Raw genomic sequence first — 26040 nt, forward strand, 5'->3', positions numbered from 1 at the left:
GGAATCGATGACTGAACTCGTAGTCGCCCGGCAATTTTCCGCACCGAAGAACGCCGTTTGGGCTGCCTTCGTCGAGCCGGAAATCATCGCCCAGTGGTGGGGTCCCGATGGCTGGCTTGTCGAGGAAGATTCCGTCGTATTCGAAGCCAAGGTCGGCGGCCGGCATGAGCTGAATATGGTGCAGGCTGATAACCCGGATGCCAAGGTGCCGCTCAAGGCGGTCCTGACGTCTTTCGACGAGTACGAATGCCTGGTCAGTGCCGACGGCCCGCACGAAATGACCTTGGACCTCGTGATCGAAACCCGTATCGAATTCAAGGAATTCGCCGGGCAGACGATGCTGACGCTGACCCAAACCCCATTGCCTTATGAGGTTATCGAATCCAGCACCAAGGCATGGAATTCCGCTTTTGCGAAGCTCGAAGCGCTGCTGGCGGAATTCTTCTAGGCCTTTAGTACGGCAGGGGAAGAACCAGCACAGCAGCTGCGAACGCCTGCCAGTTTCGCGCTCTTGCCGGCGGAGTCAAAGCGCAGCACGTGGCTGAAAGGCGTTTCGCTGCGGATACTGGCGCAGTTCTGGCAGGTTCATGCCGTGTAGCGCAACCAGAATCCCATGATGATCTGATGGCGCGGGGCATTGCCGCACGCAACCGGAGCATCGACTTGCACGCCAATTCCTTCCTCCGGTTGCCTGCGCCCTAGCCTCGCCCGATGTAGGGCATTCCGCCAGCAGTGATGGTGAATTGGTTGATGGAGGTACCGAGCGGAACCCCGGCGATGTACGCAACGGCCTCAGCGGCTTGGGCCAGCGGGAATGTCGGCTCGACGAGCCGCTGGCCGCCCGGTTGCAAGGCACCCTGGGTGGCACCGAAATCATCGAGCAGGTCACTGGCGGTGTTGCCGATATCGAGCTGCGTGGCCCTGATCCGGTGCTCCCGTCCATCAAGTTCAAGGCATTTGGTCAAGCCGGCGATGCCGTGCTTGGTGACGGTATAGGCAACGGAGTTCACCCGCGGAACCTGCGCTGAAATCGATCCATTGTTGATGATGCGTCCGCCGTCGTTGGCCTTGAAATGGGCAAAGGCCGTGCGGGCCGCGTTGATGGCCCCGGTGAGGTTGATCCGGCAAACCTCATCCCACTGGGCCGGACTCAGCTCATCGATGGCTGCCGAGGGACCGAAAATCCCGGCATTATTGAACAGCGCATTGACCGTGCCGAAACGTTGCGCCGCTTCGGCAAACAGGTGTTCCACAGCCTGCGGATCACTAACATCCGTGGGAACCACCAAGGCGGAACCGTGGCCTTGCGCCGTCTCATGCAGGTTAGCCGCGGTGCGCCCGGCGAGCACCACATTCCATCCCTGCGCCAGCAGCAGGCGTGCGGTGGCGCGGCCAATGCCTGATCCTGCGCCGGTGATGGCAATCGTGCGCGGGGCCTGCGGGACTCCAGATGCGTGGGACATCAATTCTCCTTGCGGAAAGCTCAACAGTGATCGGACGAGGCGCGTGGTCTCATCCTAGGAATTTGCGCCGCCAAACCCCAGTTTTCGCCTGCATGTTGCGAAGCGCCCCCGGCGCATTTCCCGGATCAGCCTGGCAAGCAACTAACCTTGAAGTGCTCGGTCCCCGCGACCCCGGCCGAACATTCCCTAAGGAGGCTTGTGTTCCTCGACGTGCTCTATGGCGTGCTGCCGCTGTTCTTCGTCATGCTCATCGGCTACGGCGCCAGCCATGCACCCAAATTCCCGGCCAGCGTGGAACCGGCACTGAATGTGTTCGTCTTCTATGTCGCCTTGCCGGCGCTGCTCTACAAGGTGGTAGCCCGGGCGGATATCAGCGAAGGCGTGCCGCTCGCATTCCTGTGGATCAGTATCGTCTCCGCGCTGCTTTTCGCCCTGCTCAGCTGGCTGGCTTTCCGCTATCTGCTACGCGCAAACCGGGCGCGGGCGCTCGCCGGCATGCTGACCACCAGCTTCGGCAACGTGTCGTACTTGGGAATCCCGATTATCCTCGGCGTCATGGGCACAGAAGCCGGGTTCGCCGCGGGCATGGGGCAACTGGTCCACAACATCATCTTCATGGTCGGATTCCCCATCCTCGCCCAAATTCTCTTGCCCAACGGCAAAGGAGGCCAGCATCCGGCAAGCGCCGTGCGCATCGCCCGGACCATCCGCAATGCCCTGGTTTACAGCCCGGTCACCTGGGCCATGGTCCTTGGCGGCACGGTAGCAATCCTCGGTGTGCCCGTACCACGGCCGGTGGACGACACCGTTGACCTGATATCCGCCGCGGCCGCCCCGGGGGCGCTCTTCGTCATCGGCATGTCGCTGAAGCGGACCATTGACCGTTCGCGTGCCAGGAAGCATGCACCGGTTGCTCCGGATGGCTCTGCGGCTGGCGGCAGCTGGGCGAGAACCTCCATCGCGGCCATGGTGCTGGGCAAACTCGTGGCGATGCCATTGCTGACGGTGGCCATGCTGCTTGTTTTCGCCCCGGATCTGGATCGCATCTGGTTCAATGCCGCGGTGCTCATGGCGGCCATGCCGGTCAGCGCAACCGCCTACATCATGGCCCAGAACGACACCGGGGATGGCGAGCCGACTGCGGTGGCCATCGTGATCACCTGCGTCCTGTCGGTCATTGCCTTGCCGGTGCTGGCTCAATTGGTACTGAAGTAGTCCCCGCGCTTTCCTTGACCTTTGCCCCGGTGCGGGGACAGTCTTGTAGCAGCACAGGCTAATCAGCCCGGAGTATCCAGCCCGAGAGATGAGATGCAGGGATTTGATGAAGAAGTTTTCGCTGGCCGCCATCGCCCGAACCCAGCTGAGGGAAGCCGCGGATGCAACCAATGGCCGAGCTGCCAGCACGGTTTTCGGCGGACATGAGCACACCCTGCGCCAAACCGTCATTGGGCTCACGGCCGGCACCGAGCTGCAAGAACATGTGAATCCCGGCGAAGCGACACTGCTGGTCCTCCAGGGCAGGGTCACCGTTTCATCCCTGGGCAACCAGTGGGAGGGGCGTAGCCAGGATCTCATTGTGCTTCCCGAGGGGAGGCTGAAAATCAGCGCCACGCAGGATTCCAGCGTGCTGCTCACCGTAGCCAAGATCGATCGCTAGGGGACAGCAAAATGCGGGCCAGTTCACATCCATGAACCGGCCCGCATCTGCAGGGGAGAAGGACTGATTAGACGCTGACCGCGTCCTTCTCCCGGTCTCCAGTGCCGCTTTCGCCGGCCGCGGCTTCGGCGTCTGCCAAGTCCCCGGCTTCAGCGTCGATGGCGTCGGCGGATGCCGCGGCTTCGCTCGCCTTGGCTTCAAGCGCCCGGCCTTGCAGCGCGGCGAGCTCCTCAGCGGAAACCGGGTGGCTGGAGGTCTGCACCGGCTTGAGCTGGTCGATGACCATGGTCACGGCCAGGCAGGCCAAGGCCCAAATAGCCAGGACCACCAGGTGGGAGCCGAGCCCGACCCCGTCGAAGTAGACGATCGCGCGGATGGCTTCAACGGCAGCCGGCATCGGCAGGATGTCGTGCAGGATGGTGAAGATGCGCGGTTCCATGTAGATGGACAGCCCGCCATTGGAGGCGGGGACGCCCAGGAACATCACGATCAGCATGGTCGGGACCAGGCAGACCATGCCCAGCAGGCGGTTGAATACCGTGGTGAGCATGGCCACCGCGAAAATCGCGAACATGCCGACGCTGAACAGCTGCCCGAAGTGGCCCTCCACTGCCCCGGTGAACGGGCCGGCGATCAGGCAGAGCACGGCGGACATGAAGGCCGAGTACACGGCCACCAGCGGGACCAGTTTCTGCAGCGGGGCCATGTGCGGTGCCGCGGTGGCGCCGACCATGATGACCATGAAGCCTGCCATCACCCAGCCCATGCCCAGGTACATGGCCACGGTGCCCATATTGTCGTGCTCCGGAAGCGGGGCCAGCTCCTGGTGGTCCACGTCCATCTGCTGCGCTTGGCCGATCTGCGTGAACACCTGGACCACCAGCTGCGATGCGGCGTTGCCGGAAGCCTGGGCGGTATAGACGGCAGCTTCCGGGCTCTGCTCCGAAGGCAGCACGAAGGCCCCTGTCAGCTCCTGGGACTCGACCAGGTACCGGGCGTCAGCGGCATTGTCCATGGCGGTTAACTCGAACATGCCCTCCATGGATTCGTTCAGCGAATCCACGGTCTGCTGGGCCTGCTCCACGGAGGAGCCCACGACGGCTACCGGCATGTCGCGTGGCACCGGGGTCTGCATGGCGCCGAGCATCGAGCTGAGCATGATGGCGATCATGCCGAAGGGCAGCGCGGCCAAGGTGATGTAGCGCCACGCCTTGTTCTTGGGGCGCGGGCCGCCATGCAGGGAAGCGACATTGATCTGGGTGGGGATATCGCTCTTGCCCTTGGCGATGCGCAGGGCATCGAGCAGGGCGACCAGCAGCAGCGCCGCGACGGCACCGCCGGCGAGAATCAGGATATGCCGGGCCGCTCCGTCGCCGTTGAAGTACAGCACCGAGCGCATGGCTTCGCCCAGGGCCGGCATCGGCAGGAACTGGTGCAGGAACGGGAAGATCTTCGGCAGGGTGTAGACCGACATGCCCATATTGGAGGCCGGCTGGCCCAGCACCATGAACAGGAACATTCCGGGGATGACGGCCATGGCGCCGAATATGCGGGTCAGCAGCAGCTGCCCGGCGCCCACGGCGAAGACGCCCAAGGCCAGGGTCGACCACGCGGGCAGGATGCTCGCGGCAGGAATGACGCCCAGGATCGGGCCGCCGACGAGGATGCCCAGCCCGGAGAGCAGGATCGACCATCCGCCCAGCAGCGGCAGCGCGCGGCGGCGCTTGAGCAGTTCCGGGGAGTTCGAGAAGGCCATCGACCAGGGCATGTAGCCGGCAGTGATCATCGCGGTGGCCAGCAGCATGGCGCCCATGCCCATGGAGTCGTTCTCCGGAAGCGGCACCAGATCCTGGGAAGCCAGTTCCAGCGACTGCTCCATGATGACCGGCGTGAGCACGGCCGTGATGGCCGAGGTGGCTGACATGCCGGCGCCGCTGGCGGTGTACAGCGTGGCCGTATCGCCATCGAGGTCCACCGCAGCGGTGACTTCGCGGTCGTAGACCAGCTCGCGGGCTTCGCGGGCCGAGTCCACGAAGCGCAGGTCCACGGCCTCAGCATTGCTGTCCTCCAGCGCCCGGGCAAAGTCACTGGCCGCTGCGCTGCTGGTGGCCGAAATGGCCACCGGCATGTTCGCGGCCGACTGGTGGTGCATGGCCCCCAGGTAGCCCCAGATCATCATGCCCACGATCATCAATGGCATGATGAACACTGCGACAGTCCTGCCGATCTTTTCGGCCTTGGCGCGTTTGGCGGCCGCTTCCTGCTCGGAAAGAGGCTGCTTCTCGTGCTTGGCCCTGCGGGAGGGCGGCGGGTTTTCAGTGACTGCGGCGTCGTTGCTCAACTGCGCATGCTCCTTGGATTCTCGGTCTGCAGCGGGGTGCGAGGCAACCCGCCAAGGTCTTTAGTTGAATACTAACAACTAATTTACGCCACATGGCGTAAAATTGTCAGCAACTGTGCCGAGGTTCACTTCCTGGACGCCGGGACGAGATGATGCGAGGAAAGGCGGGAATGGTGAGCCGACACGGCGATAAGGCGCGGGAGGTCTTGCTCGATGCGGCAGAAGAGCTCTTCGCGAGCCACGGCATAGACGCCGTATCGAATCGGAAAATTACCGAGCATGCCGGTACTGCCAACCATTCGGCGATCAAATACCATTTCGGGAGCCGCGAGGACCTGTTGCAGGCCATGCTCCAGCGGGCGCTGGACGACATGCGCAGCTGCCGCAACCGCCTGCCATCCCTTGCTGGCGGACCGGAGGCGAGCCTGCGCGAGGTGGTCACCGTGCGGACCCTTCCCTGGATCTATTCCTTTGACGCGCTGCCGCGGCCCTCCTGGCGGGCGCAATTCCTCTACCAGGCACGGCTGCATCCAGGACTGCCGGCGATTGTGGGCGACAGCCTGCGCGACGAGGTGCTGAGCGTGGCGGGCCCAGGACGTGCTCGCAAGGAATTCGAGGGCATTCCGGAGGTCGTGGTCAGGTCGCGTGCGCTGATTCTCGGTCCGATGTTCCTGGGGCTGTGCGCGCAGTACGAGCGCACGGTCAATGAAGGCAAGCAGCAGGGCAACTGGGAATCGCTGGGCTACTTCCTGGTCGATTCCATGGTCGGCATGCTGGCGGCGCCAAGCACCGCTGCGGCCGACTTCATGGGATTCGGCGAGGACTAGCCGGGCTGGCGCGAGGCGCTGCAGCTGGAACTAGAAAAACGCAGAGGCCAGGTCCCGACGCCTCAGGGGTTGGCCTCTGCGTGGTCTTCAGGGGACGCTTAGCGTCCCGGGTGCTGGCCGAACAGGCGGCTCCACAGCGAGGGAGCCTCGCGGGTGATCCGCGGCTGGCGGGCAATATCCGGATCCAGGTTCTCGATGGGCTGGAACAGTCCGGTGCGCAAGGCGTCGGTGGTGGCAATGAGGCGCTGGCCCTCCGGTGTGCAGTTGATCTTGCTTGGGTTGATAGCGGTCATTGCGACCCTCCTTCACGATTTCGCATTTCCACAATATGGAAATTATCTTCTGTGTTGTGAAACCATTATGTGGGCTAGGTCGGAGCGTTTGCAATAGCTGGGCGCAAAATTATCTATCCACGATATGGAAACCGGCAAAAAGTCACACTTGTTAAAGTTTTTCCAGCTTTCGCTTGACTGCGACGCTGTGAGGTGGATTACAGTGGTGACACAAGGTTCCACGAAACCAGCATCGAGTCGAAGCCGAAGTCTCCTTCGGTGGTAAGGGTGTTCAGCCAAGGTCCGTGGAAAGAACGACCGTTTGAAAAGAGCTGATCACCCGATGCGTTTAGACGTATTCAACCAATTGCCCGCAGCCGAGGCCGCTGATTTCCTGCGCCCCTGCGTCGATGTCGACCGCTGGATCGATGCCCTTGTTTTTGCCCGTCCTTTCAGCAGCTTCGATGCGCTTTCCAGCTTTGCGCTGCAGGACGTCGCTCCCTTCAGCCGCGAGGAAATTGCCGCCGCCCTGGCCCACCATCCGCGCATCGGCGAACAGGCGCAGGGAAGCAGCAAGGAAGCGGACCTCTCCCGCGGCGAACAGGCAGGCCTGGACCTTGATGACGATGTCGCCGGCCGCCTGGCAGCAGCCAACCGGGCCTATGAGCAGCGCTTCAACAGGGTATTCCTCATCCGCGCCGCCGGCCGCAGCACCGAAGAAATCCTTGCCGAATGCGAACGCCGGCTGGCCAACGCAGAACAGGCTGAACTGCTTGAAGTAGCCGAGCAGCTGCGCCAGATTGCGCTGCTGCGGCTGGAGAACTCGGTGGACAACTAAGCCCATGCCCGGGGCGAACCCCTGCGCATTTATCGATACCAATCCCTCCGACAGCCAGGAGATGAACATGGCAGATGGAAATGGCGAACGCAGCCACATCACCACCCACATACTCGACACCGGGACCGGGAGGCCTGCCTCCGGTGTCAAGGCCACGCTGGAAGCCAAGACGGCATCCGGCTGGCAAGAAATCGGCTCGGGTTCCACGGATGCCGATGGCCGCATCAAGAACCTCGGACCGATACAGGTTGAAGCCGGCCGCTACCGGATTTCCTTTGAAACCGGCGGCTACTTCGGGAAGCAGGGAACGGAAAGCTTCTTCCCCGCGGTAAGCATCGATTTCTTCGTCAACGACGTCGACGAGCACTACCACGTACCTCTTCTTATCAGCCCGTTTGCATATTCCACGTACCGAGGGAGTTAGAACAATGACTACCGAAATCACCGCCCCAGCAGATACCAAGATCGTGCTGGGCTCCAACCAGTACGGCAAGGCCGAAGTCCGCCTGGTCAAGATCACCCGCGACACCGTCCGCCACCAGATCCAGGACCTGAACGTCACCAGCCAGCTGCACGGCGACTTCACCGCCGCGCACCAGGACGGCGACAACGGCCGCGTCGTCGCCACTGACACCCAGAAGAACACCGTCTATGGCCTGGCCCGCAACGGCGTGGGCGCTATCGAGGAGTTCCTGGTGCAGCTGGGAAACCACTTCACTGGCGAATTCGAGTGGATCACCGGCGGCCGCTGGGCAGCCCAGCAGTTCTTCTGGGACCGCATCAACGACCATGACCACGCCTTCTCGCAGAACAAGTCCGAAGTGCGCACCGCCGTGCTGGAAATCGACGCCGAAGGCAAGAAGTCCATCGTTGCCGGCCTGGAGAACCTCACCGTCCTGAAGTCCACGGGCAGCGAGTTCCACGGTTTCCCGGTGGACAAGTACACGACCCTGAAGGAAACCACCGACCGCATCCTGGCCACCGACGTGACTGCGCGCTGGCGCTACACCGGCCAGGCCATCGCCCAGGGCATCGACTTCGACGCGGTCTACACCTCTGTGCGCCACCTGCTGCTGACCCGCTTCGCCGACACCCACTCGTACGCGTTGCAGCAGACCATGTTCCAGATGGGGCAGGCAGTGCTCGAAGCGCATCCGGAAATCGCCGAAATCAAGATGTCCCTGCCGAACAAGCACCACTTCCTGGTTGACCTGGAAGTCTTCGGCCAAGACAACCCCAATGAGGTCTTCTTCGCCGCGGATCGCCCATACGGCCTGATCGAAGCGACGATCACCCGCGAAGGCACCGAGGCGAATCACCCCATCTGGGCCAATATTCCGGCATTTATCTAACTGAACGGCGTTGAAGGTGGGCCGGCGCTGGCACGCCGGCACACCTTTGGCAGCGACTGACGTAGGAGGTCAGCCTTGAGCGCTACACAAGATGAATCTATCAAAGGCAATCGTCCCGAGGACGCGAAGCTCCCTCTGGGGAAGTCCTTTGCCTATGGCCTGCAGCATGTCCTGACGATGTACGGCGGCATTATCGCCCCGCCGCTGATCATCGGAAACGCTGCCGGCTTGGCCCCGGACGAGGTGGGCCTGCTGGTCGCCTGCTGCCTGTTTGTCGGCGGGCTGGCCACCATCCTGCAAACCGTGGGCATCCCGTTCTTCGGGGCGCAGCTGCCGCTGGTCCAGGGCACGTCCTTCGCATCCGTGGCTACCATGGTGGCCATCGTCAACGGGGGAGGCGGAATCCAGGCGGTCTTCGGGGCCGTGCTCGTCGCAGCGCTGATCGGCTTCCTCATAGCGCCGTTCTTCGCCCGCATTGTCAGGTACTTCCCGCCGGTGGTCACCGGCGTGGTCATTACGATGATCGGCATCTCGCTGACCCCGGTCGCGGCCAACTGGGCCATGGGCGGGGACGCGAAGGCCGATGACTACGGGTCGCTGGCCAACATCGGCCTGGCCGCCGGAACACTGCTGGTGGTCCTGCTGCTGTCCAAGGTCGGCAATGCAGCGATTTCCCGCATGTCGATCCTGCTGGCCATCGTGCTGGGCACCGTCGCCGCAGCGCTGCTGGGCATGGCCGATTTCTCGCAGGTCGGGCACGGCGCGATCTTCGCCTTCCCGCAGCCACTGGCCTTCGGCATGCCGGTCTTCGAAATCGGCGGCATCATCTCGATGACCATCGTGGTGCTGGTGATCCTCACCGAAACCACCGCAGACATCCTCGCTGTGGGCGAGATCGCCGGATCGAAGGTGGATTCCAAGCGCATTGCCGACGGCCTGCGTGCCGACATGGCCTCTTCCGCAGTGGCGCCGATTTTCAATACCTTCACCCAGTCGGCCTTTGCGCAGAATGTCGGCCTGGTGGCCATCACGGGCATCACCAGCCGCTTCGTTGTCGCGGCCGGTGGCGGCATCCTCGTCGTGCTCGGCTTGCTGCCGATCCTCGGACGAGTGGTCGCTGCCATCCCGACTCCGGTGCTCGGCGGCGCAGGCATCGTGCTCTTCGGCACCGTCGCCGCTTCCGGGATCCGGACCCTGTCCAAGGTGAAGTACGACGGCATGAACCTGGTGATCGTCGCGGCATCGATTGCCTTTGGCTGCATCCCGATTGTGAAGCCGGACTTCTACGCTGGATTCCCCACGTGGTTCGAGACGATCTTCCACTCCGGGATTTCCTCGGCGGCCGTGATGGCCGTGCTGCTGAACCTGCTGTTCAACGAACTCAAGTTCGGGAATACAAAGGATGCATCGGTCTTCTCGGCGGCTCCGCCGCGCATGGTCAAGACCGAGGAGATCTGCGGATTGCTCGATGGCGACCACTACGTGGGCGGCAAGCTCATCGACAAGGAAGGCTACGAAATTCCGGTGGTCACACCCGATGAATTCGAGCAGATCCAGACCGGAGCCATCCAGATGCCTGTACCCAGGCCTGCCGAGACATCAGGGCACTGAGGAATCGGCCCCGTCCGAACCCGACGTCTACGACGAGCTCGATGACGAGAAGTAGCAGCTAGCGCGAAATGCTCGCAAACTCCGGTTTGCGGGCATTTTGCGCGAGCTCGAGCAGTTGCACTTCACAGCGCGAACAGCCAGGGAGCACCGCCGGACGAGTTTTCCGGGCACCTTGCGCAGGGCTGGCCCAAGTGCTGGACTGCGTTGGAAGTTCCGTGCAGGCACCGGACCAGTCAGGGGCTCCTGTGCGGCAGCGGGAGCATCGGCGTTTTGCGAGGGTCTAAGCTAGATGACTGTGAGTTCAGCAAATCTTTCCATCGGCGTTGACATCGGTGGCACCAAAATCCTTGCAGCCCTTGTGGATCAAGAGGGGAACGCCTTCGGGCAAATCCGCCGCGAGACACCTGACCATGACGTGGCGGGGACCGAACGTGCCCTGGCTGAGATGATCCGCGAGCTCTCGAAGGGCAACGAAGGTCTTCCGGTGGGCATTGGAGCCGCGGGATGGATGGACCGCAAGGGGCAGAACGTGCTGTTCAGCCCCCACCTGTCTTGGCGCAATGAACCGGTGCGCGACCGTCTGATGCAGCTGGTAGGACATGAAGTGACTCTGGTCAACGACGCTGATGCGGCCGGCTGGGCCGAGCATCGTTTTGGCGCGGGCCGGGGCGAAAGCGACATGGTGTGCCTGACCCTCGGAACGGGGATCGGCGGGGCGGTCATCCTCGGAGGGCAAATCCACCGTGGCAAGTCCGGGATTGCTGGCGAATTCGGGCACCAGGTGATCGTTCCCGGCGGCCATCGGTGCGCCTGCGGAAACCGCGGTTGCTGGGAGCAGTACGCCTCTGGCAATGCCCTGGGCCGGGAAGGAGCCGAACTTGTGCGCAGCAAATCACCGGTGGCCTTCCGCCTGCGCGAGGCCGTGGGCGATGATCCGGACGCCGTTACCGGGGCGGAGGTAACTCGACTTGCCGCAGAGGGCGACCCGGCGTGCGCCGACCTCATTGCGGATATGGGCGAATGGCTCGGGTTGGGCATTTCGAATCTGGTCTCGGTTCTGGATCCGGGGACCATCGTTATCGGCGGCGGCTTGGGCGCGGCGTCGAAGCAACTGGTGGCCACCGCGGAGGAGACTTACCGCCGCACCCTCTCCGGCAGGGGCTACCGTCCCTTTGCGAAGATCAGCCAAGCCGAATTGGGTCCGGTGGCAGGCCTGATCGGGGCTGCTGATTTGGCGAGGTTCAATCAACAGCAATAAACATTGACAGGACATTAGGTCTTATCTAGGCTCAGGTTGTTATTCAACACGAGAGCGAGGTTCCGGCATGGTCCTGCCAGAGAAGCCGCCGCAGACCCGTGGCGGGCCGCTAGCAGTCGTTTTGGGAACCTACGCGGTCGCCATGTGCGGTACCACCATGCCGACCGCGCTGTATCCAATGCTCCAGGATGAATACGGCCTGAGCACCGCCGACTCGACCCAGCTTTTTGCGATCTACGCCCTGGTGGTGCTCACGGTGCTGTGCATCTTCGGTTCCCTCTCTGACGCCATTGGCCGCAAACCCGTCATGATTCTCGGGCTGCTCGCCTCGGCCGCCAGCGGGGTGCTTTATGCCGTGGCCACCGACGCGCCCATGCTGTTCATTGCCCGGACCCTGTCCGGGGTGTGCGCCGGGCTGGTCACCGGAACGGCCACAGCCTATTTGGCGGATCTGGTCTCCAGCTCCGGACGCGGTGCCGCCATTTCCAGCCTGGCGAATATGGCGGGACTAGGCAGCGGTCCGGCCTTGGCGGCATTTCTGACTTTCTTCTTCCCGGCTACCCCCATGATCGCTTTCAGCGTGCACGCGGTGCTTTCGGGCCTGTGCATCGTGCTGCTGGCCATGATCCCCGACAGTGTTGCGCACCGCCGGGGCGGATGGAAACTCAGCCTTCCGCTGGTGCCGCGTTTGGCACGACGGGACTTCTGCGTGGGCGGACTGATGACCCTGGGCTTTGCGGTCATGGGCGGCTGTACAGCCATGACGTCCATCCTGGTGGTCCGCGCCTTTGGGATTACCGACCTGCGCCTGCTGGGGCTCATCGGTTCGCTGATTTTCGCCGCCACTGCCGTGGGCCAGAAAGCGGGCGGGAAGCTGGTCAGCGAAAAAGTGCAGCTGGGCTATGCCGGGCTGGCGGTGGGCGCGGTGCTGATAGCTATTGCCCCGAGGTTGGGCGGGGGCCTGGCGGTCACGGTGTACCTGGTTGGCCTGGTGGTTGCTGGACTGAGCCATGGTGCGCTGTTCCCGGTGGGACTGGGCATCGTACTGCGGCGCATCGAGCTGCGGCATCGAGGCAGCGCCAGCTCCGCCTTCTGGGTACTGGGCTACGCCCTGACCGCACTTGGGGCGCTGGGGCTGGGCTGGGTAGGGCAGATCAGCGGCGAATCGATGGCAGTGACCTGCTTCGGCGCAATCATCGCACTGTGCGCAATCGGGTGCGCCAGGCTTCATCGCCGCTGGGACGATTCTGCAAACTCGCGAATCCCTGCCGGACCCTAGGCCTGCGTGCGGCGGGCATTGCTGGCAACACAGCCGAGCTCCAGTGGGCCCCGGTCTGCGTGTGGCAGAGAACACGTGGTTTGCCGGAATGAGGTGCAGCCGATCCTCGTTGGGCATTGATAGAGGAAAACCGTATCCGGCAATGGCCCGAACCAGTGGCCTCGGACAGATCTGAAAGGCAATCAATGACAGTTGCATCCCAGGAAATCCAGGCCGACACAGCAACGCTCAACGCCATTTTTGGCGAGGCACGCACCGCTAACGCGTTCACCGGAGAGGTTACCGAGGAGCAGGCCCAGGAAATCTACGAACTGGCCAAGTTCGGTCCAACCGCGTTCAATTCCCAGCCGCTGCGCGTCACCTACGTGCGGTCGGACGAAGCCCGCGCCACCCTGGTCGACGCGCTCTCCAACGGCAACAAAGCCAAGACCGCAGCAGCTCCGCTGGTAGCGATCCTCAGCTATGACACGGCATGGCACGAACAGTGGGACAACTTCCTGCCCGGCTACAACGCGCCCAAGGCCATGTACGATGCTGATGCGGACTTCACCGCATCCACCGGCAACAACAACGCACACCTGCAGGCAGGCTACTTCATGCTCGCCGCGCGCAGCTTGGGCTTCGCGGTAGGTCCAATGACCGGCGCGGACTTCTCCGCCATCGACGCATCGTTCTTCCCGGAAGGCGAGCAGAAGAGCTTCCTGGTCGTGAATATCGGCCAGCCAGCCGAGAGCGAGATCGGCTCGCCAAAAGCACGCTTCGACTACGAAGCAGTTGTCCGCACCGTCTAGGTGCATCGAGTACTTCGAAAACGGCATGCGCCAGAAGCCCGGAATTCACACGGTGAATTCCGGGCTTCTGCACGCCAGCGGGAGGATCCTAGGAGGTTGCGGCCAATGAAGCTTGCAGGGCCGCGTCGGCCTCAATGAGTACCTTGGCGGCGACTTCCAGGCCCTCAACGGCACCTAGCTCGGTGTCCTCGTGTTCGATGTTCACCATCATTTCCGGATCCACCTCGTGCAATGCGCGCAAGAACTCGGTCCAGAATGCGGTGCCATGTCCCTTGCCCAAAGCCACGAAGTCCCAGGCTGAATTCTTCGGCCACTCGTTCGCCCATTCATCCCCGCCGAGGTTGGTGCGCGGTTCGTCTTCGCCCAGTTTGCGGAAGCTGTTATCCAATACGCCCTGGATGGCCGCATTCGGATTGACGCGCACATCCTTGGCTGCTGCGTGGAAGACCCATGGGCCCAGGTCGCGGACAACGGCCACCGGATCCATCTGCTGCCAGAAGAGGTGCGAAGCATCCAGTTCAACTCCGATGTTGCTGGTACCGGCCCGCTTCAACAGCTCTCGAAAGCTTGCAGGGTTGAAGACCAGGTTCTGCGGGTGCAGCTCCAGAGCGACCTTGACTCCGTGTTCGACAGCCAGCTCATCGATTTCTTTCCAGAATTCCGCGGCAATCCCGAATTGATAGTCCAGCTGGTCCAGGGCTGCCGAATTCCAGGCATTGACTACCCAATTCGGGGTCGAAGCATTGGGGTCTCCAGCGGGCAGTCCGGACATGGTGACCACGCGGGTCTGGCCTAGGCGCGCGGCCAGCTTGATGGAGCGGCGAATGTCCTCGGCGTGCTTCTGGCCGATTTCGCGATTGGGGTGCAACGGGTTGCCGTTGCAGTTCAGCCCATAGATTTCCACGCCGGTGCCTTCGAATTGGGCGAGGAAAGCATCGCGAGCGATGTCCGATTCCAGGATCTCATCGATGTTCGGCACGTGCACTGGGGGCAAGAAGCCGCCGGTATTCAATTCGATGCCGGTCAGCCCCTGGGCGGCAATGACCTCCAGGGCTTCGGCCAGCGGGCGGTTGTGGAGGATTGCGTTGTAGACTCCGAGTTTCACAGTGAAACCTTCTTTCCGTCATTGGCAGCGGACTGCACGACCGCCTGGAGGACCTGCATATTGTGCACGCCCTCGTCGAATGTTGCGTTGATGGGAAGTGCAGTGCCCAGGCCGCAGACCTCGTCGAGGAAGGCGCGCGCCTGGTAGCCGAAGGCATCATTCTGGCCGAAGCCGACACCTGGCGCATCCATGGGCAGTCCGCCACTGAGGTAGGCGTGTTCCGAGCCGAGATTTACCGTGCGGTAGCCGTTGGTTGCCGAAGGGCCCTCGGTGAGCATGATTTCGATTTCCGCTGGACGCAGCTGGCTGAAGCGTGCGGCGCCCTTCTCGCAAAAGACCTCGAAGGTCAGCGTATTGGGGTGGCCGGCTGCCACGCGGGAAACTTCCAGGCTGCCTGCGGCCCCGGCGAACTGTACGTTGAACGCCGCGTAGTCGTCGTTTTCTACCGGCTCGGACGTGTCGCTCAGTTCCACGAGATCGTGGCCGGTGACGGCGCCGGCTGGCAGGAAGCGTTCGGTGATGCTGGTGCTCAGCTGGCCGCCGCTGACCGAAAGAATCTCGCCGGCCAGGAATTCGGCAACGTAGGCCAGGTGGCTTCCCACATCGGCCAGTGCGCCCGAGCCTGGCTGGCCCTTGAAGCGCCAGCTCATCGGGGCCTGCGGGTTGTGGCCGTAGTCGGTCCAGTAGCGTCCGGAGAAATGCAGCACCTTGCCCAGGGTGCCATCGGCGATCAGGTTCTGGATCGTGGCGATGCCCGGGGTGCGGCGGAAGGTGAAGCCAACGCGGGCCACGGAGTCGGCGTTGCGGGCCGCGGTGGCCATCGCTTCAGCTTCTTGAAGGGTGTCAGCCAGCGGCTTTTCGCACAAAACGTGCTTGCCGGCAGCCAGCAGGCCCTCGACTGCTTCACGGTGGAAACGGTTGGCAATAACTACCGAGACCACGTCGATATCTGGATCTGCGGCCACCTCTTGCCAGGAACCGAGCGCCTTTTCGTAGCCGTAGCGCTTGGCGACCTTGGCTGCGAGCTCGGTGTTCACGTCAGCCACGGCAACGTAGCGAAGCGGTGGCAAGTCGGAGCTGTAGAGGGTGGGTGCTGTGCGGTACCCAGCGATGTGGGACAGCCCGGCCATGCCGGCGCCAATGACGGCAATGCCGATGGTTTTTGTCATGGAATTCTCCTGGGTGAAAGCTGTTCATGGAATATTTTGGAGCGCTCCAAAAGAGTCTAGAACCTATTTCAGATCGCGGTCAAGGGGTCTGCAGGAGAAGGTTTGGAACTGGAAGGAATCAGGGCCGGCGTGGTGCCGCGCAGGTGCCGCGCTCGATGAGCAGCGGCTCCATCAGCACGCGCTGGGCTTCGCGTTCGGGATTGGCGAGCCGGGAGAGCACCTGCTGGGCCACGTGCAATCCAAGCTCGTGGTTGCGGCTATCCACGGTTGTCAGGCGCAGCAGGTGGGTGCCGGAGAGCGGCGAGTTGTCGTAGCCGATGATTGACAAATCCCCAGGTGTCGACAGGCCGGCTTCCCGGGCGGCTGCCATGGCTCCCATGGCCATTGAGTCGTTGCCGGCCAAGATGGCCGTTGTTTCCGGGGCTTCGCCCAAAAGCTGCCGTGCGCACTGGTAGCCGGTGTCTTCGGTGGTCAATTCGCTGACCGAAACTATGCGCTCTTCGAGTCCCGCGGCCTTCATTGCCTCCTGGTACCCGGCCAGGCGCAGCATCGAGGCTCCGCCGCCACCGGCGATGTGGCCAATATTCCGGTGGCCCAGCGAAACCAGGTACTCGATGGCTTGGCGTGCCCCGAGCCTGTCGTCACTGGAAGAAATGTCCGCGCCGCGAACCTGGGTGGCGCGATTGCCGGCCACAATGACCGGAACCTGCGCTGAAAAGCGCATGGCAGGAGTCGGTTCGGTGGCCAGTACCAAAGCCTCTACCCGGGTGCTGAGGAATCCATCGAGCGGGTCCGACTCGACGTGGGTGTTGAGTGCCCGGTCGGAAACTGCGATGCGCAATCCTGCGCTTGCCAGTCCTTCTTGGAGCCCGCGAAGAAGTTCCACGAACCAGACGTTGGTGTAGTCGTCGATGACTATGCCGACTGTCTGGCTCGTGCCGCCGGCAAGTGCCGTGGCGGCCTGGCTGGGGCGGTAATCCAGTTCCTTGATGGCGGCCAGTACTGCCGCGCGACGTGCTTCCGAGACGCTGGGGGAGCCGCGCAGCACCAGGGACACCAGCGACTTGGAAACACCTGCGGCCTGGGCAACGTCGTAGATGGTCGCTCGACGGCGTGCTGCGGCCACAGTTCCTCCTGGGGGTGTCGGTTGTTCTCGTTAAGAGCCTAGCGTTTTGCTCGAGTGCACGGCCGTTAGGGGGTGGATTCTGCTCGTCGAACTTCGCGGGCCACGCCATGAAGCCAAGACATGGCATGTGGAAATTTTTTTATTTTCAACGTCCGAAACAGATGGAATACCCCGGAATTCCGCGGATTTGTCCACACCATGTTACTCATGTTGTAAATATGTCAGTACAAACCTTTGACAGTGCCGAATTCATGGTGCAAAGTATTTCTTGTGGCACCGTTCACATCTTCGGCAGTTGGCCGATCCCTGAACTTCTGACTCGAAAGGACGTCGATCTGCGTGACTTACGACGTACTCACCCTCGGACGCATCAGCGTCGACGTGTATCCGAATGACATCGGCGTTTCCCTCGCGGATGTGAACACATTCAGCAAGTACCTCGGCGGCTCCGCCACCAACGTCGCCGTGGCGGCCGCCCGGCACGGCCGAGCAGCCGGTGTGATCACCAAAATCGGCGACGACGACTTCGGCACATTCCTGGAACGCGAATTGGACCGCTTCGGCGTGGACCGCACCCAGGTAGCCCGCGACGCCACGTTGCAGACGCCAGTCACCTTCTGCGCCATCATGCCGCCGGACGACTTCCCGCTGTACTTCTACGGACGCTTCCCGATGGCGCCGGACTGGAACATCGACAGCAGCGACATCGACCTCCAAGCCGTCAAGGACTCCAGGATCTTCTGGAGCACCGTCACCGGCTTGAGCCGCGAACCTTCGCGCACCGCGCAATTGGCGGCCTATGCCGCCCGCCCAGCAGATTCCCTGGCCCAGGGTCAGTTCACCATTCTGGATTTGGACTACCGCCCGATGTTCTGGGACTCCGTGGAACAGGCCCGCGAACAGGTAGCGCGTGCCCTGCCATCGGCCACCGTGGCCATCGGCAACGACACCGAATGCTCGGTAGCCGTCGGCGAAGGCACCCCGGATGAGCAGGCCGACCGCCTGCTGGAGGCCGGAGTGCAGATTGCCGTGGTCAAGCTCGGCCCCGAAGGGGTCATGGCCAAAACCCGCACCGAGCGCGTGGTTTCCGCGCCGGTCCCGGTGCAGACCGCTAACGGACTGGGTGCCGGAGATTCCTTCGGCGGCGCCTTCTGCCACGGACTGCTCTCCGGCTGGCCGCTGGAACAGGTGCTTGACTACGCCAATGCCGCCGGAGCCATTGTGGCCTCGAAGGTTGCCTGCTCCGACGCCATGCCGGACCCGGAAGAAGTCAATGCCCTGCTGGCCGAGCGCGGCCGCACCGTCCCCGACTCCCAGAAAGACCTGGTCTAGAAATGAAACAGGCATCAGAGCTGCCAGTGGACCGGGAAGACCCGCGCCGCTACGAATCCATCACCCGCCAGCGGCTGGAAGACCCGGCCTCGGTGCAGCGCGCCGCTTCGCTGCGCCGGAAGCACGCCGGCCCGGTGCTGGGACGGCAGAACTTCATCATCGCCGCCGACCACCCGGCCCGCGGCGCCCTGTCCGTGGGCAAGCGCGCCACGGCCATGGCCGATCGCCGCCAGCTGCTGGACCGGCTGCAGATCGCCTTGCAGAACCCCGCCTGCGACGGGGTGCTGGCCTCACCCGATATCCTCGATGACCTGCTGCTGCTGGGCGCGCTGGAAGGCAAGCTGGTCTTCGGATCGATGAACCGCGGCGGGCTCACCGGCTTGGTCAACGAGATCGACGACCGCTTTACCGGGCACAGCGCGGCCGCCCTGGCTGCCCTGGGCGCCGACGGCGGCAAGATGCTCACCCGGATCAGCTACGAGGATCCGGACACCGTGAAAACCCTGGCCGCTACCGCCGACGCCGTGTCGGATCTGGCCCGGCACCAGCTGGTGGCCATGGTCGAGCCGTTCATCTCCAAGCGGGCCGAGGGCAAGGTAGTCAACGACCTGCGCCCGGAGGCAGTGATCAAGTCCATGGGCATCGCCTCGGGACTGGGCGAAACCAGCGCCTACACCTGGCTGAAGATTCCCGTGGTCCAGGAGATGGAACGGGTCATGGCCGCGACCACCCTGCCCACGGTCCTGCTCGGCGGGGATCCATCGGGCAGTCCCGACGAGGTCTTCGCCTCGTGGCAGGCGGCGCTGGCCCTGCCTTCGGTGCAGGGGCTGACCGTAGGCCGGACCCTGCTGTATCCCGAGGACGGGGATGTGGCCGCCGCCGTGGCAACCGCCGCATCGCTACTGGACACCACCGCAACCGTACGCAGCTGAGAAGGACGAAGCTCGATGACTACACGCACAATGACCGTTGCCCAGGCGGTCGTGGAATTCCTGGGCCGCCAGTACACGGTGGATTCCATCGGCGGCACGCACTACCGCGAACGGCTGATTCCGGGCATGTTCGGGATTTTCGGCCACGGGAATGTTGCCGGGGTGGGCCAGGCGCTGAAGCAGTGGCAGGCCAAGGACCCGAGCCTCATGCCGTACTACCAGGGCCGCAATGAGCAGGCCCAGTCGCACCAGGCCGTCGCCTACGCGCGGCACACCCGCCGGCGCGCCACCTACGCGGTCTCCACCTCCATCGGCCCCGGGTCCTCCAACTTGCTCACCGGTGCGGCGCTGGCCACCGCCAACCGCCTGCCGGTGCTGCTGCTGCCTTCGGACACCTTCGCCACCCGCGCCGCGGACCCGGTGCTCCAGCAGCTGGAAATGCCGCACGGCTACGACATCACCGTCAACGACGCCTTCCGCCCGCTGTCCAAGTACTTCGACCGGGTCACGCGACCCGAGCAGCTGGCCAGTGCCTTGCACCACGGGTTGCGGGTGCTCACCGACCCCGCCGAAACCGGAGCGGTGACCATCTCCTTGCCGCAGGACGTGCAGGCCGAGGCCTTCGACTTCCCGGAAGAGCTCTTTGCCGAGCGCGATTGGAAGATCCGCCGCCCGGCACCGGAATCCGAGGACATCGCGGCGGCCGCGGTCATGATCCGCGAAGCCAAGCGCCCATTGATCGTCGCAGGCGGCGGCGTGCTGTACGCCTACGCCACCGAGGAGCTGGCCGCCTTCTGCGAAGCCACCGGCATTCCCGTGGGCAATACCCAGGCCGGGGTGGGCGTGCTGCCGTGGGATTCCAAGTACTCCCTGGGCGCCATCGGCTCCACCGGCACCACCGCGGCCAATGCGCTGGCCGAGCAAGCGGACCTGGTCATCGGCATCGGCACCCGCTATGAGGACTTCACCACCGCCAGCCGCACCGCATTCCAGAACCCGGAGGTGAAGTTCGTGAACATCAACGTCGCCGCGCTGGACGCCTACAAGCACGGCACCGTGCTGCCGGTGGTCGCCGATGCCCGCAAAGCGCTGATCGCACTGCGCGAGGCGCTGACCGGATACCGGGTCGAGGGAGCCCTGGAAGTCCAGGCCGCCACCGAGAAGCAGCGCTGGGACGCGACCGTTGATGCGGCCTTCGCCGAGCGGCTGAGCCCGCTGGTCAGCCAGAACGCCATCATCGGAGCGGTGAACCAGGCCATGGATCCGCGCGATGTGGTGGTCTGCGCCGCCGGCTCGCTGCCCGGGGACCTGCACAAGATGTGGCGGGTCTCCGACCCGTTCGGCTACCACGTGGAATACGGCTTCTCCTGCATGGGATACGAGATCGCCGGCGGGCTGGGCATCAAGCGCGCCGCCCTTGCTGAAACCGCGCGAGGTTCCGAAGAGTCCCGCGACGTCGTGGTGATGGTGGGTGACGGCTCCTACCTGATGATGCACACCGAGCTGGTCACCGCCGTGGCCGAAGGCCTGAAGCTGATCACCGTGCTGATACAGAACCATGGCTACGCCTCCATCGGAGCCCTGTCCGAATCACTGGGCTCCCAGCGTTTCGGCACCAAGTACCGCACGCTCGATGCCCAGCGCCACAGCTTCGATGATGGTGCGACCTTGCCAGTGGACCTGGCTGCCAACGCCGAGTCGCTGGGCGTGAAGGTCATCCGGATCGAGCCCGGGCCCCAAGCCATCGATGAGCTCTCGGCGGCCATCGCCCAGGCCAAGGCCGCGCCCGAGGGTTCGGGACCGATCCTGATCCACATCGAATCCGACCTCTACGCCGATGCTCCCTCCAGCGAGTCCTGGTGGGATGTGCCGGTCAGCGAGGTCGCCGAGCTGGACTCCACCACCCAGGCCCGCAAGACCTACGCCGAGCACAAATCCCGCCAGAAGCCCCTGCTGGGCTAGGCGCACCGCACCAGACCAACTCGAATACCGAAAGACGTGAACCCATGACTGCTACCGCTACCGAAGTCACCGAAATCCTGCACTACATCAACGGCAAGCCCAGCGCCGGCACCGGCACCGCCACCCAGCCGGTCTACAACCCGGCAACCGGAGAAATCACCGGCCAGCTGCACCTGGCCAGCGGCGAGGACCTGCAGCAGGCTGTGGCCGTGGCCAAGGCCGCCTCCGAAACCTGGGGCGAAGTATCGATCGCCAAGCGCAGCAAGATCCTCTTCCGCTTCCAGCAGCTGCTCACCGAGCACACCGGCGAGCTGGCCCGCATCGTCACCTCCGAGCACGGCAAGGTCCTCTCCGACGCCGCCGGCGAGATCAGCCGCGGCATCGAAGTGGTGGAGTATGCCTGCGGCATCTCCCAGTCGCTGAAGGGCGAATACTCCGACCAGGTCTCCACCGGCATCGACGTGTTCTCCTTCCGCCAGCCGCTGGGCGTGGTCGCCGGCATCACCCCGTTCAACTTCCCGGTGATGGTGCCGCTGTGGATGGCACCGGTGGCCATTGCCACCGGCAACGCCTTCATCCTCAAGCCTTCCGAGCGCGACCCTTCGGCCGCCTTGCTGATCGCCGAGCTGTTCAAGGAAGCCGGCCTGCCCGACGGCGTTTTCCAGGTGCTGCACGGCGGCAAGGAAACCGTGGACGGGCTGCTCACCCACCCGGATGTGGATGGCATCTCCTTTGTCGGTTCCACTCCGATCGCCAAGTACGTGCACGAAACCGCCACCAAGCACGGCAAACGCGTGCAGGCCCTGGGCGGAGCGAAGAACCACGCGGTGATCATGCCCGATGCCGATATGGACTTGGCCGCCGACCACATCAACGCCGCCGCTTTCGGCTCCGCGGGCCAGCGCTGCATGGCCATCTCCGTGGCCGTCGCCGTGGGCGATGCCGCCGATGGCCTGGTGGACAAGCTCGCCGAGCATGCCCGCAACGTCAACGTCTCGAACGGCTTCGATGAGACGGCGGATATGGGACCGGTGATCACCCCGGCCTCGAAGTCCCGCCTGCAGAAGATCGTTGGCGAGGCGCAGGAAGCTGGCGCCGCGCTGGTCATCGACGGACGCGACCTGGTGGTCAAGGACCACGAGAACGGGTTCTTTGTCGGCCCGACCATCATCGACAAGGTCAGCCGCGAGATGAGCGCCTACACCGAGGAGATCTTCGGCCCGGTACTGGTGGTGCTGCGCGTAGACAGCCTGGAAGAAGCCATCGAAGTGGTCAACGCGAACCCCTACGGCAACGGCACGGCCATCTTCACCTCCTCCGGCGCCCACGCCCGCACCTACACCCGCCGCATCCAGGTAGGCATGGTCGGGGTCAACGTGCCGCTGCCGGTGCCGGTTGCCTGGCACTCCTTCGGAGGCTGGAAGGACTCGCTGTTCGGCGAGCACCACATCTACGGCCCGGACGGCGTGCGCTTCTACACCCGGGGCAAGGCCATCACGCAGCGCTGGCCGGAGCCGGCCCAGGGCACGGCCGCCACCTTCAACTTCCCCTCCAACTAGGCACCTTGAACAGAAGATAAGGTACGCACCATGGCACAGAACATCACCATTGGGACTGCCCCCGACTCCTGGGGAGTCTGGTTTCCCGATGATCCCCAGCAGACACCCTGGCAGCGCTTCCTCGACGAAGTGGCTGAAGCCGGCTACAAGACCATTGAACTGGGTCCCTACGGGTACCTGCCCACCGACCCCGCGCAGCTGGCCGACGAGCTGGCCGCCCGCGACCTGAAGGTCTGCGCCGGCACCGTCTTCACCGCCTTCCACCGCGGCATCGACGGCAGCGCCAGCGCCTGGGAAGAAGCCTGGGAGCCAGCCCGCAAGGTGGCCGAGCTGACCGCCGCCATGGGAGGCGAGCATATTGTGGTGATCCCTGCCATGTGGCGCGACGACGTCACCGGCCAGGCCATCGAATCGGGCACCCTGGACGGTTCGGCCTGGGATTCGCTGGCCAAGGGCCATGACCGGCTGGGAAGGATCCTGCAGGAGGAATTCGGCCTCAAGCAGCAGTTCCATTCCCACGCCGACTCCCACGTCTGCGGCCAGGGCGACATCGAGAAGTTCCTTGAGCTCACCGACCCGCAATTCACCACCCTGTGCCTGGACACCGGACATGCCGAATACGGTGGAGCTTCCAGCGTGGACTTGATCCGCCGCTTCCCGGAGCGCATCGGGTACCTGCACCTGAAGCAGATCAACCCGGACATCCTGGCCACGGTCCGCGCACAGGACATGACCTGGGCCGCGGCCAACTTGGCCGGGGTGATGTGCGAACCGCCTTCCGGGTTGCCTGACCTCAACGAGGTCTTGAAGGAAGTGGAGAAGCTGGGCCGTCCGATTTTCGGAATTGTCGAACAGGACATGTACCCGGTGGCCGACTTCTCGGTGCCGCTGCCCATCGCCACCCGCACCCGCGACTACCTGCTCAGCTGCGGCTCGCGCAGCCGCGTCTAAGCAATCCCCACCTAGCCAAGAATTCTTGAAAGGACATATCGTGCCAGATAACCTGCGCGTCGCCGTCGTTGGAGCCGGGCGCATGGGCGCCGACCACATACAGCGGATCCACCACCGTATTTCCGGAGCCGAAGTCGCGGCCGTTGTCGATATCGACACCGACCGGGTCGCTGCGGCCATCGACGGGATCCCGGGTGCCAAGGGCTACGCCGACCTGTCCGCGGCGCTCGCCGACGGCGAGGTCAACGCGGTACTGCTGGCGACCCCCGGCTTCCTGCACCACGATGCACTGCTGGCGGTGCTCGAGGCAGATATTCCGGTGCTGTGCGAAAAGCCGCTGACCCCCGATGCCGCTTCCTCCTGGGAGATCGTCGAGGCCGAGGCCAAGCTGGGCCGCAAGCGCATCCAAGTGGGCTTCATGCGGCGCTTCGACGCCGAGTACCGGCAGCTGCGCCAGCTGATCGAGGACGAGAGCCTGGGTGAATTGCTGGTGCTGCACCACCAGCACCGCAATCCCTCCACCCCGGAGGGCTTCACCAATGAGATGCTGATCAACGACTCGGTGGTCCACGAATTCGACGCCATCCGCTACTTCACCGGTGACGAGATCACCTCGGTGCAGGTGCGCTTGGGCAAGGCCACCCGCAATGCTCCCAACGGCCAGCACGACCCCCAGCACGTGCTGCTGGAAACCTCGACCGGAGTGCTCGCCGACGTGGAGATCTACGTCAACGCGAAGTTCGGCTACGAGGTGGCGACCCAGGCTTCCTTCGAGGAGGGCATCGTGTCCATCGGCAATGACGCTGGACCGTATGTGCGTACCGCCGGGCAGTGGGGCGGCAAGGTCACCCCGGGCTTCGAGGAGCGTTTCGGCGCCGCCTACGATACCGAAATCCAGTCATGGGTGGACGCCGCGCTGCGAGGCGAATTGGGCGGGCCCAGCGCCTGGGACGGCTACGCCACCGCGGCCTGCTGCGAGGCGGGAGTCGAAGCCCAGCGCACCGGCGAAAAGGTGGCAGTCAAGCTGAACAGCAAGCCGGATCTCTACAGCTAAGGGCATCATGAAATACGCACTGGACCCGACCCCGTTCCATTACACCCATTCGCTGCTCCAGTTCCCGGAACTGGCAGTGGAGCTGGGCTATGACAGCATCCAGCTGACACCGCATGCGGACATGATTCCGTTCTTCACCCACCCCAAGGCCGACGATGACCTGGTCGCGCAGCTCGCGGCCCGTTGCCGGGCTTCCGGGGTGGAGATCGCTTCGGTGCTGCCGGTACTGCGCTGGGCCTCGCCCGATGAGAATTTGCGCCAGGCCGCGGTGCGCTACTGGAAGCGCGCCATCCAGATTGCCGTGGATCTCGGCGTGAACCAGATGAACACTGAATTCTCCGGGCGGCCGGAACGCGCCGAGGAGTCCGAGGCGGCGTTCTACCGCTCCATGGAAGAGCTCGTGCCAATCATTGAGCGCGAGGGCATCAATGTGGCCATTGACCCGCATCCGGATGATTTTGTCGAAGAAGGCCTGGCCGCTTGGCGGGTGATCCGCGGGGTGAACTCGCCGAATCTGTCCTTCGTCTACGTTGCTTCGCATTCCTTCCACATGAAGGACAAGCCGCTGGATATCATGCAGGCAGTGGGAGAGCGGCTGCGCGTGGTGCACGTGGCGGACACCATGAACCATCATGCCTCGCACGGGTTGCGCTACATCACCAACCCGCCGGGCAATGCGGTGCGCGTGCACCAGCATCTGAAGCTTGGCGATGGCGACGTGAACTGGGACGAATTCTTCTCCGGCCTCGTGGCCAACGGATTTGCCGACCGCCAGGACAGCGTGATGGTCTCCTGCGTTTTTGCCGAGAACGAGAACGCCGTAGCAGTCGCCAAGTACCAGTTGGAGCAGATGCGCAGCCGCGTTGACGCTGCCCGTGCCGTGCGCGCCTAGCCAAACCGGCTTCCCGAGCCGAATTGCAACATGACGAAAGCCGAATCCGCAAGGGTTCGGCTTTCGTCGTCCTGCCCGGGGGCCATCCTGCGCAGAAGGCGGATCCAGCAAGAGCCGCAAAATGCCGTGATGATCTGTGGGCATGGTCCCGGGAAGTGGCGGACCGGGAGGCTGCGGCAGTCCAAAAAGCAGTATCCGCCAGGACAAAATGTCCAAGAATGCTTGCCCAGAAAACACTGATGACGTATTGTCCTTACATAAGGGCTGTG

General features: G+C 63.7%; 24 protein-coding genes. 18 read left to right on the forward strand and 6 right to left on the reverse strand.

What is annotated here, in order from left to right:
- Window positions 1-7: 7 nt before the first annotated feature.
- On the forward strand, window positions 8-448 hold the full coding sequence (locus tag ACIOU9_RS12180; RefSeq protein WP_166650752.1) for an SRPBCC domain-containing protein: 441 nt from the start codon (window positions 8-10) through the stop codon (window positions 446-448).
- 250 nt (window positions 449-698) lie between these two features.
- On the opposite strand, the gene ACIOU9_RS12185 is transcribed toward ACIOU9_RS12180, so the two are convergent.
- Window positions 699-1463: an SDR family oxidoreductase gene (locus tag ACIOU9_RS12185; protein ID WP_133833833.1), complete on the reverse strand. Its 765-nt coding sequence runs from the start codon at window positions 1461-1463 to the stop codon at window positions 699-701.
- 198 nt (window positions 1464-1661) lie between these two features.
- Between ACIOU9_RS12185 and ACIOU9_RS12190 the strand changes: the two genes are divergently transcribed.
- Entirely contained in the window at window positions 1662-2678 is a 1017-nt protein-coding gene (locus tag ACIOU9_RS12190) for an AEC family transporter (RefSeq protein ID WP_402697054.1), read from the forward strand.
- A gap of 106 nt (window positions 2679-2784) precedes the next feature.
- Entirely contained in the window at window positions 2785-3120 is a 336-nt protein-coding gene (locus ACIOU9_RS12195) for a LuxR family transcriptional regulator (protein WP_400289755.1), read from the forward strand.
- Between the two features lie 67 nt (window positions 3121-3187).
- Here the strand turns inward: ACIOU9_RS12195 and ACIOU9_RS12200 are convergent, their stop codons facing one another.
- Window positions 3188-5461, reverse strand: coding sequence for an ABC transporter permease (locus tag ACIOU9_RS12200; protein ID WP_402697056.1), 2274 nt, complete (start codon window positions 5459-5461; stop codon window positions 3188-3190).
- Between the two features lie 173 nt (window positions 5462-5634).
- On the opposite strand from ACIOU9_RS12200, the gene ACIOU9_RS12205 reads away from it, so the two are divergent.
- A complete protein-coding gene (locus ACIOU9_RS12205) occupies window positions 5635-6288 on the forward strand; it encodes a helix-turn-helix domain-containing protein (protein WP_332498188.1) in 654 nt (217 codons plus the stop codon).
- A 98-nt stretch (window positions 6289-6386) separates the two neighbouring features.
- On the opposite strand, the gene ACIOU9_RS12210 is transcribed toward ACIOU9_RS12205, so the two are convergent.
- Window positions 6387-6581 carry a hypothetical protein gene (locus ACIOU9_RS12210; protein WP_105656560.1) on the reverse strand — a complete coding sequence of 65 codons (195 nt, stop codon included), beginning with the start codon at window positions 6579-6581 and terminating at the stop codon, window positions 6387-6389.
- A gap of 322 nt (window positions 6582-6903) precedes the next feature.
- Here ACIOU9_RS12210 and uraD point away from each other — a divergent pair, with 322 nt between their 5' ends.
- The 7 genes from uraD to ACIOU9_RS12245 all read left to right on the forward strand — a co-directional run bounded on the left by uraD (window position 6904) and on the right by ACIOU9_RS12245 (window position 13689).
- On the forward strand, window positions 6904-7398 hold the full coding sequence (uraD, locus tag ACIOU9_RS12215) for a 2-oxo-4-hydroxy-4-carboxy-5-ureidoimidazoline decarboxylase (RefSeq protein ID WP_402697059.1): 495 nt from the start codon (window positions 6904-6906) through the stop codon (window positions 7396-7398).
- Between the two features lie 67 nt (window positions 7399-7465).
- Complete coding sequence (gene uraH / locus ACIOU9_RS12220; protein ID WP_105656558.1) at window positions 7466-7822, forward strand: hydroxyisourate hydrolase; 357 nt, start codon at window positions 7466-7468, stop codon at window positions 7820-7822.
- Between the two features lie 4 nt (window positions 7823-7826).
- Window positions 7827-8750, forward strand: coding sequence for a factor-independent urate hydroxylase (pucL, locus tag ACIOU9_RS12225; RefSeq protein ID WP_402697061.1), 924 nt, complete (start codon window positions 7827-7829; stop codon window positions 8748-8750).
- A gap of 75 nt (window positions 8751-8825) precedes the next feature.
- Window positions 8826-10361, forward strand: a complete 1536-nt coding sequence (locus ACIOU9_RS12230; RefSeq protein ID WP_105656556.1) for a nucleobase:cation symporter-2 family protein — start codon at window positions 8826-8828, stop codon at window positions 10359-10361.
- Window positions 10362-10656: 295 nt separating this feature from the next.
- Complete coding sequence (locus tag ACIOU9_RS12235; protein ID WP_286134082.1) at window positions 10657-11619, forward strand: ROK family protein; 963 nt, start codon at window positions 10657-10659, stop codon at window positions 11617-11619.
- A gap of 67 nt (window positions 11620-11686) precedes the next feature.
- Window positions 11687-12898 (forward strand): MFS transporter, encoded by a 1212-nt coding sequence (locus tag ACIOU9_RS12240; RefSeq protein WP_332726995.1) that lies wholly within the window; start codon window positions 11687-11689, stop codon window positions 12896-12898.
- Window positions 12899-13083: 185 nt separating this feature from the next.
- Window positions 13084-13689, forward strand: a complete 606-nt coding sequence (locus ACIOU9_RS12245) for a malonic semialdehyde reductase (protein ID WP_402471971.1) — start codon at window positions 13084-13086, stop codon at window positions 13687-13689.
- An 88-nt stretch (window positions 13690-13777) separates the two neighbouring features.
- On the opposite strand, the gene ACIOU9_RS12250 is transcribed toward ACIOU9_RS12245, so the two are convergent.
- The 3 genes from ACIOU9_RS12250 to ACIOU9_RS12260 form a co-directional block, all read right to left on the reverse strand.
- The gene (locus tag ACIOU9_RS12250; protein ID WP_402697064.1) at window positions 13778-14794 is read right to left on the reverse strand and encodes a sugar phosphate isomerase/epimerase family protein; all 1017 of its coding nucleotides are present in this window, start codon (window positions 14792-14794) and stop codon (window positions 13778-13780) included.
- The gene (locus ACIOU9_RS12255; protein ID WP_105656551.1) at window positions 14791-15963 is read right to left on the reverse strand and encodes a Gfo/Idh/MocA family protein; all 1173 of its coding nucleotides are present in this window, start codon (window positions 15961-15963) and stop codon (window positions 14791-14793) included. Before ACIOU9_RS12255 ends, ACIOU9_RS12250 begins: the two co-directional genes overlap by 4 nt.
- A 118-nt stretch (window positions 15964-16081) precedes the next feature.
- Entirely contained in the window at window positions 16082-17089 is a 1008-nt protein-coding gene (locus ACIOU9_RS12260) for a LacI family DNA-binding transcriptional regulator (RefSeq protein ID WP_402697066.1), read from the reverse strand.
- Window positions 17090-17428: 339 nt separating this feature from the next.
- Between ACIOU9_RS12260 and iolC the strand changes: the two genes are divergently transcribed.
- The 7 genes from iolC to ACIOU9_RS12295 are packed head-to-tail and all read left to right on the forward strand — an operon-like array spanning window position 17429 to window position 25771.
- Complete coding sequence (gene iolC, locus ACIOU9_RS12265) at window positions 17429-18421, forward strand: 5-dehydro-2-deoxygluconokinase (protein WP_105656549.1); 993 nt, start codon at window positions 17429-17431, stop codon at window positions 18419-18421.
- Window positions 18422-18423: 2 nt separating this feature from the next.
- Window positions 18424-19353 carry a deoxyribose-phosphate aldolase gene (locus ACIOU9_RS12270; protein WP_105656548.1) on the forward strand — a complete coding sequence of 310 codons (930 nt, stop codon included), beginning with the start codon at window positions 18424-18426 and terminating at the stop codon, window positions 19351-19353.
- A gap of 30 nt (window positions 19354-19383) precedes the next feature.
- Entirely contained in the window at window positions 19384-21315 is a 1932-nt protein-coding gene (gene iolD / locus ACIOU9_RS12275; RefSeq protein ID WP_402697173.1) for a 3D-(3,5/4)-trihydroxycyclohexane-1,2-dione acylhydrolase (decyclizing), read from the forward strand.
- 44 nt (window positions 21316-21359) lie between these two features.
- Window positions 21360-22874 (forward strand): CoA-acylating methylmalonate-semialdehyde dehydrogenase, encoded by a 1515-nt coding sequence (locus ACIOU9_RS12280; RefSeq protein ID WP_105656546.1) that lies wholly within the window; start codon window positions 21360-21362, stop codon window positions 22872-22874.
- Window positions 22875-22904: 30 nt separating this feature from the next.
- Entirely contained in the window at window positions 22905-23825 is a 921-nt protein-coding gene (locus tag ACIOU9_RS12285) for a sugar phosphate isomerase/epimerase (RefSeq protein ID WP_105662240.1), read from the forward strand.
- A gap of 40 nt (window positions 23826-23865) precedes the next feature.
- Window positions 23866-24879, forward strand: a complete 1014-nt coding sequence (locus ACIOU9_RS12290) for a Gfo/Idh/MocA family protein (protein WP_133833847.1) — start codon at window positions 23866-23868, stop codon at window positions 24877-24879.
- 7 nt (window positions 24880-24886) lie between these two features.
- Complete coding sequence (locus ACIOU9_RS12295) at window positions 24887-25771, forward strand: sugar phosphate isomerase/epimerase family protein (protein ID WP_402697068.1); 885 nt, start codon at window positions 24887-24889, stop codon at window positions 25769-25771.
- Window positions 25772-26040: the final 269 nt, after the last annotated feature.

Source organism: Glutamicibacter sp. NPDC087583 (assembly GCF_044743685.1).
Lineage (GTDB): Bacteria > Actinomycetota > Actinomycetes > Actinomycetales > Micrococcaceae > Glutamicibacter.

What these genes read in the sequence shown, in the direction of transcription:
- ACIOU9_RS12180 (WP_166650752.1), top strand. Translation starts at nt 8, where the DNA reads ATGACTGAACTCGTAGTCGCCCGGCAATTTTCCGCACCGAAGAACGCC.
- ACIOU9_RS12185 (WP_133833833.1), bottom strand. Translation starts at nt 1,463, where the DNA reads ATGTCCCACGCATCTGGAGTCCCGCAGGCCCCGCGCACGATTGCCATC.
- ACIOU9_RS12195 (WP_400289755.1), top strand. Translation starts at nt 2,785, where the DNA reads ATGAAGAAGTTTTCGCTGGCCGCCATCGCCCGAACCCAGCTGAGGGAA.
- ACIOU9_RS12210 (WP_105656560.1), bottom strand. Translation starts at nt 6,581, where the DNA reads ATGACCGCTATCAACCCAAGCAAGATCAACTGCACACCGGAGGGCCAG.
- uraD (WP_402697059.1), top strand. Translation starts at nt 6,904, where the DNA reads ATGCGTTTAGACGTATTCAACCAATTGCCCGCAGCCGAGGCCGCTGAT.
- uraH (WP_105656558.1), top strand. Translation starts at nt 7,466, where the DNA reads ATGGCAGATGGAAATGGCGAACGCAGCCACATCACCACCCACATACTC.
- pucL (WP_402697061.1), top strand. Translation starts at nt 7,827, where the DNA reads ATGACTACCGAAATCACCGCCCCAGCAGATACCAAGATCGTGCTGGGC.
- ACIOU9_RS12240 (WP_332726995.1), top strand. Translation starts at nt 11,687, where the DNA reads ATGGTCCTGCCAGAGAAGCCGCCGCAGACCCGTGGCGGGCCGCTAGCA.
- ACIOU9_RS12245 (WP_402471971.1), top strand. Translation starts at nt 13,084, where the DNA reads ATGACAGTTGCATCCCAGGAAATCCAGGCCGACACAGCAACGCTCAAC.
- ACIOU9_RS12255 (WP_105656551.1), bottom strand. Translation starts at nt 15,963, where the DNA reads ATGACAAAAACCATCGGCATTGCCGTCATTGGCGCCGGCATGGCCGGG.
- ACIOU9_RS12270 (WP_105656548.1), top strand. Translation starts at nt 18,424, where the DNA reads ATGAAACAGGCATCAGAGCTGCCAGTGGACCGGGAAGACCCGCGCCGC.
- iolD (WP_402697173.1), top strand. Translation starts at nt 19,384, where the DNA reads ATGACCGTTGCCCAGGCGGTCGTGGAATTCCTGGGCCGCCAGTACACG.
- ACIOU9_RS12280 (WP_105656546.1), top strand. Translation starts at nt 21,360, where the DNA reads ATGACTGCTACCGCTACCGAAGTCACCGAAATCCTGCACTACATCAAC.
- ACIOU9_RS12285 (WP_105662240.1), top strand. Translation starts at nt 22,905, where the DNA reads ATGGCACAGAACATCACCATTGGGACTGCCCCCGACTCCTGGGGAGTC.
- ACIOU9_RS12295 (WP_402697068.1), top strand. Translation starts at nt 24,887, where the DNA reads ATGAAATACGCACTGGACCCGACCCCGTTCCATTACACCCATTCGCTG.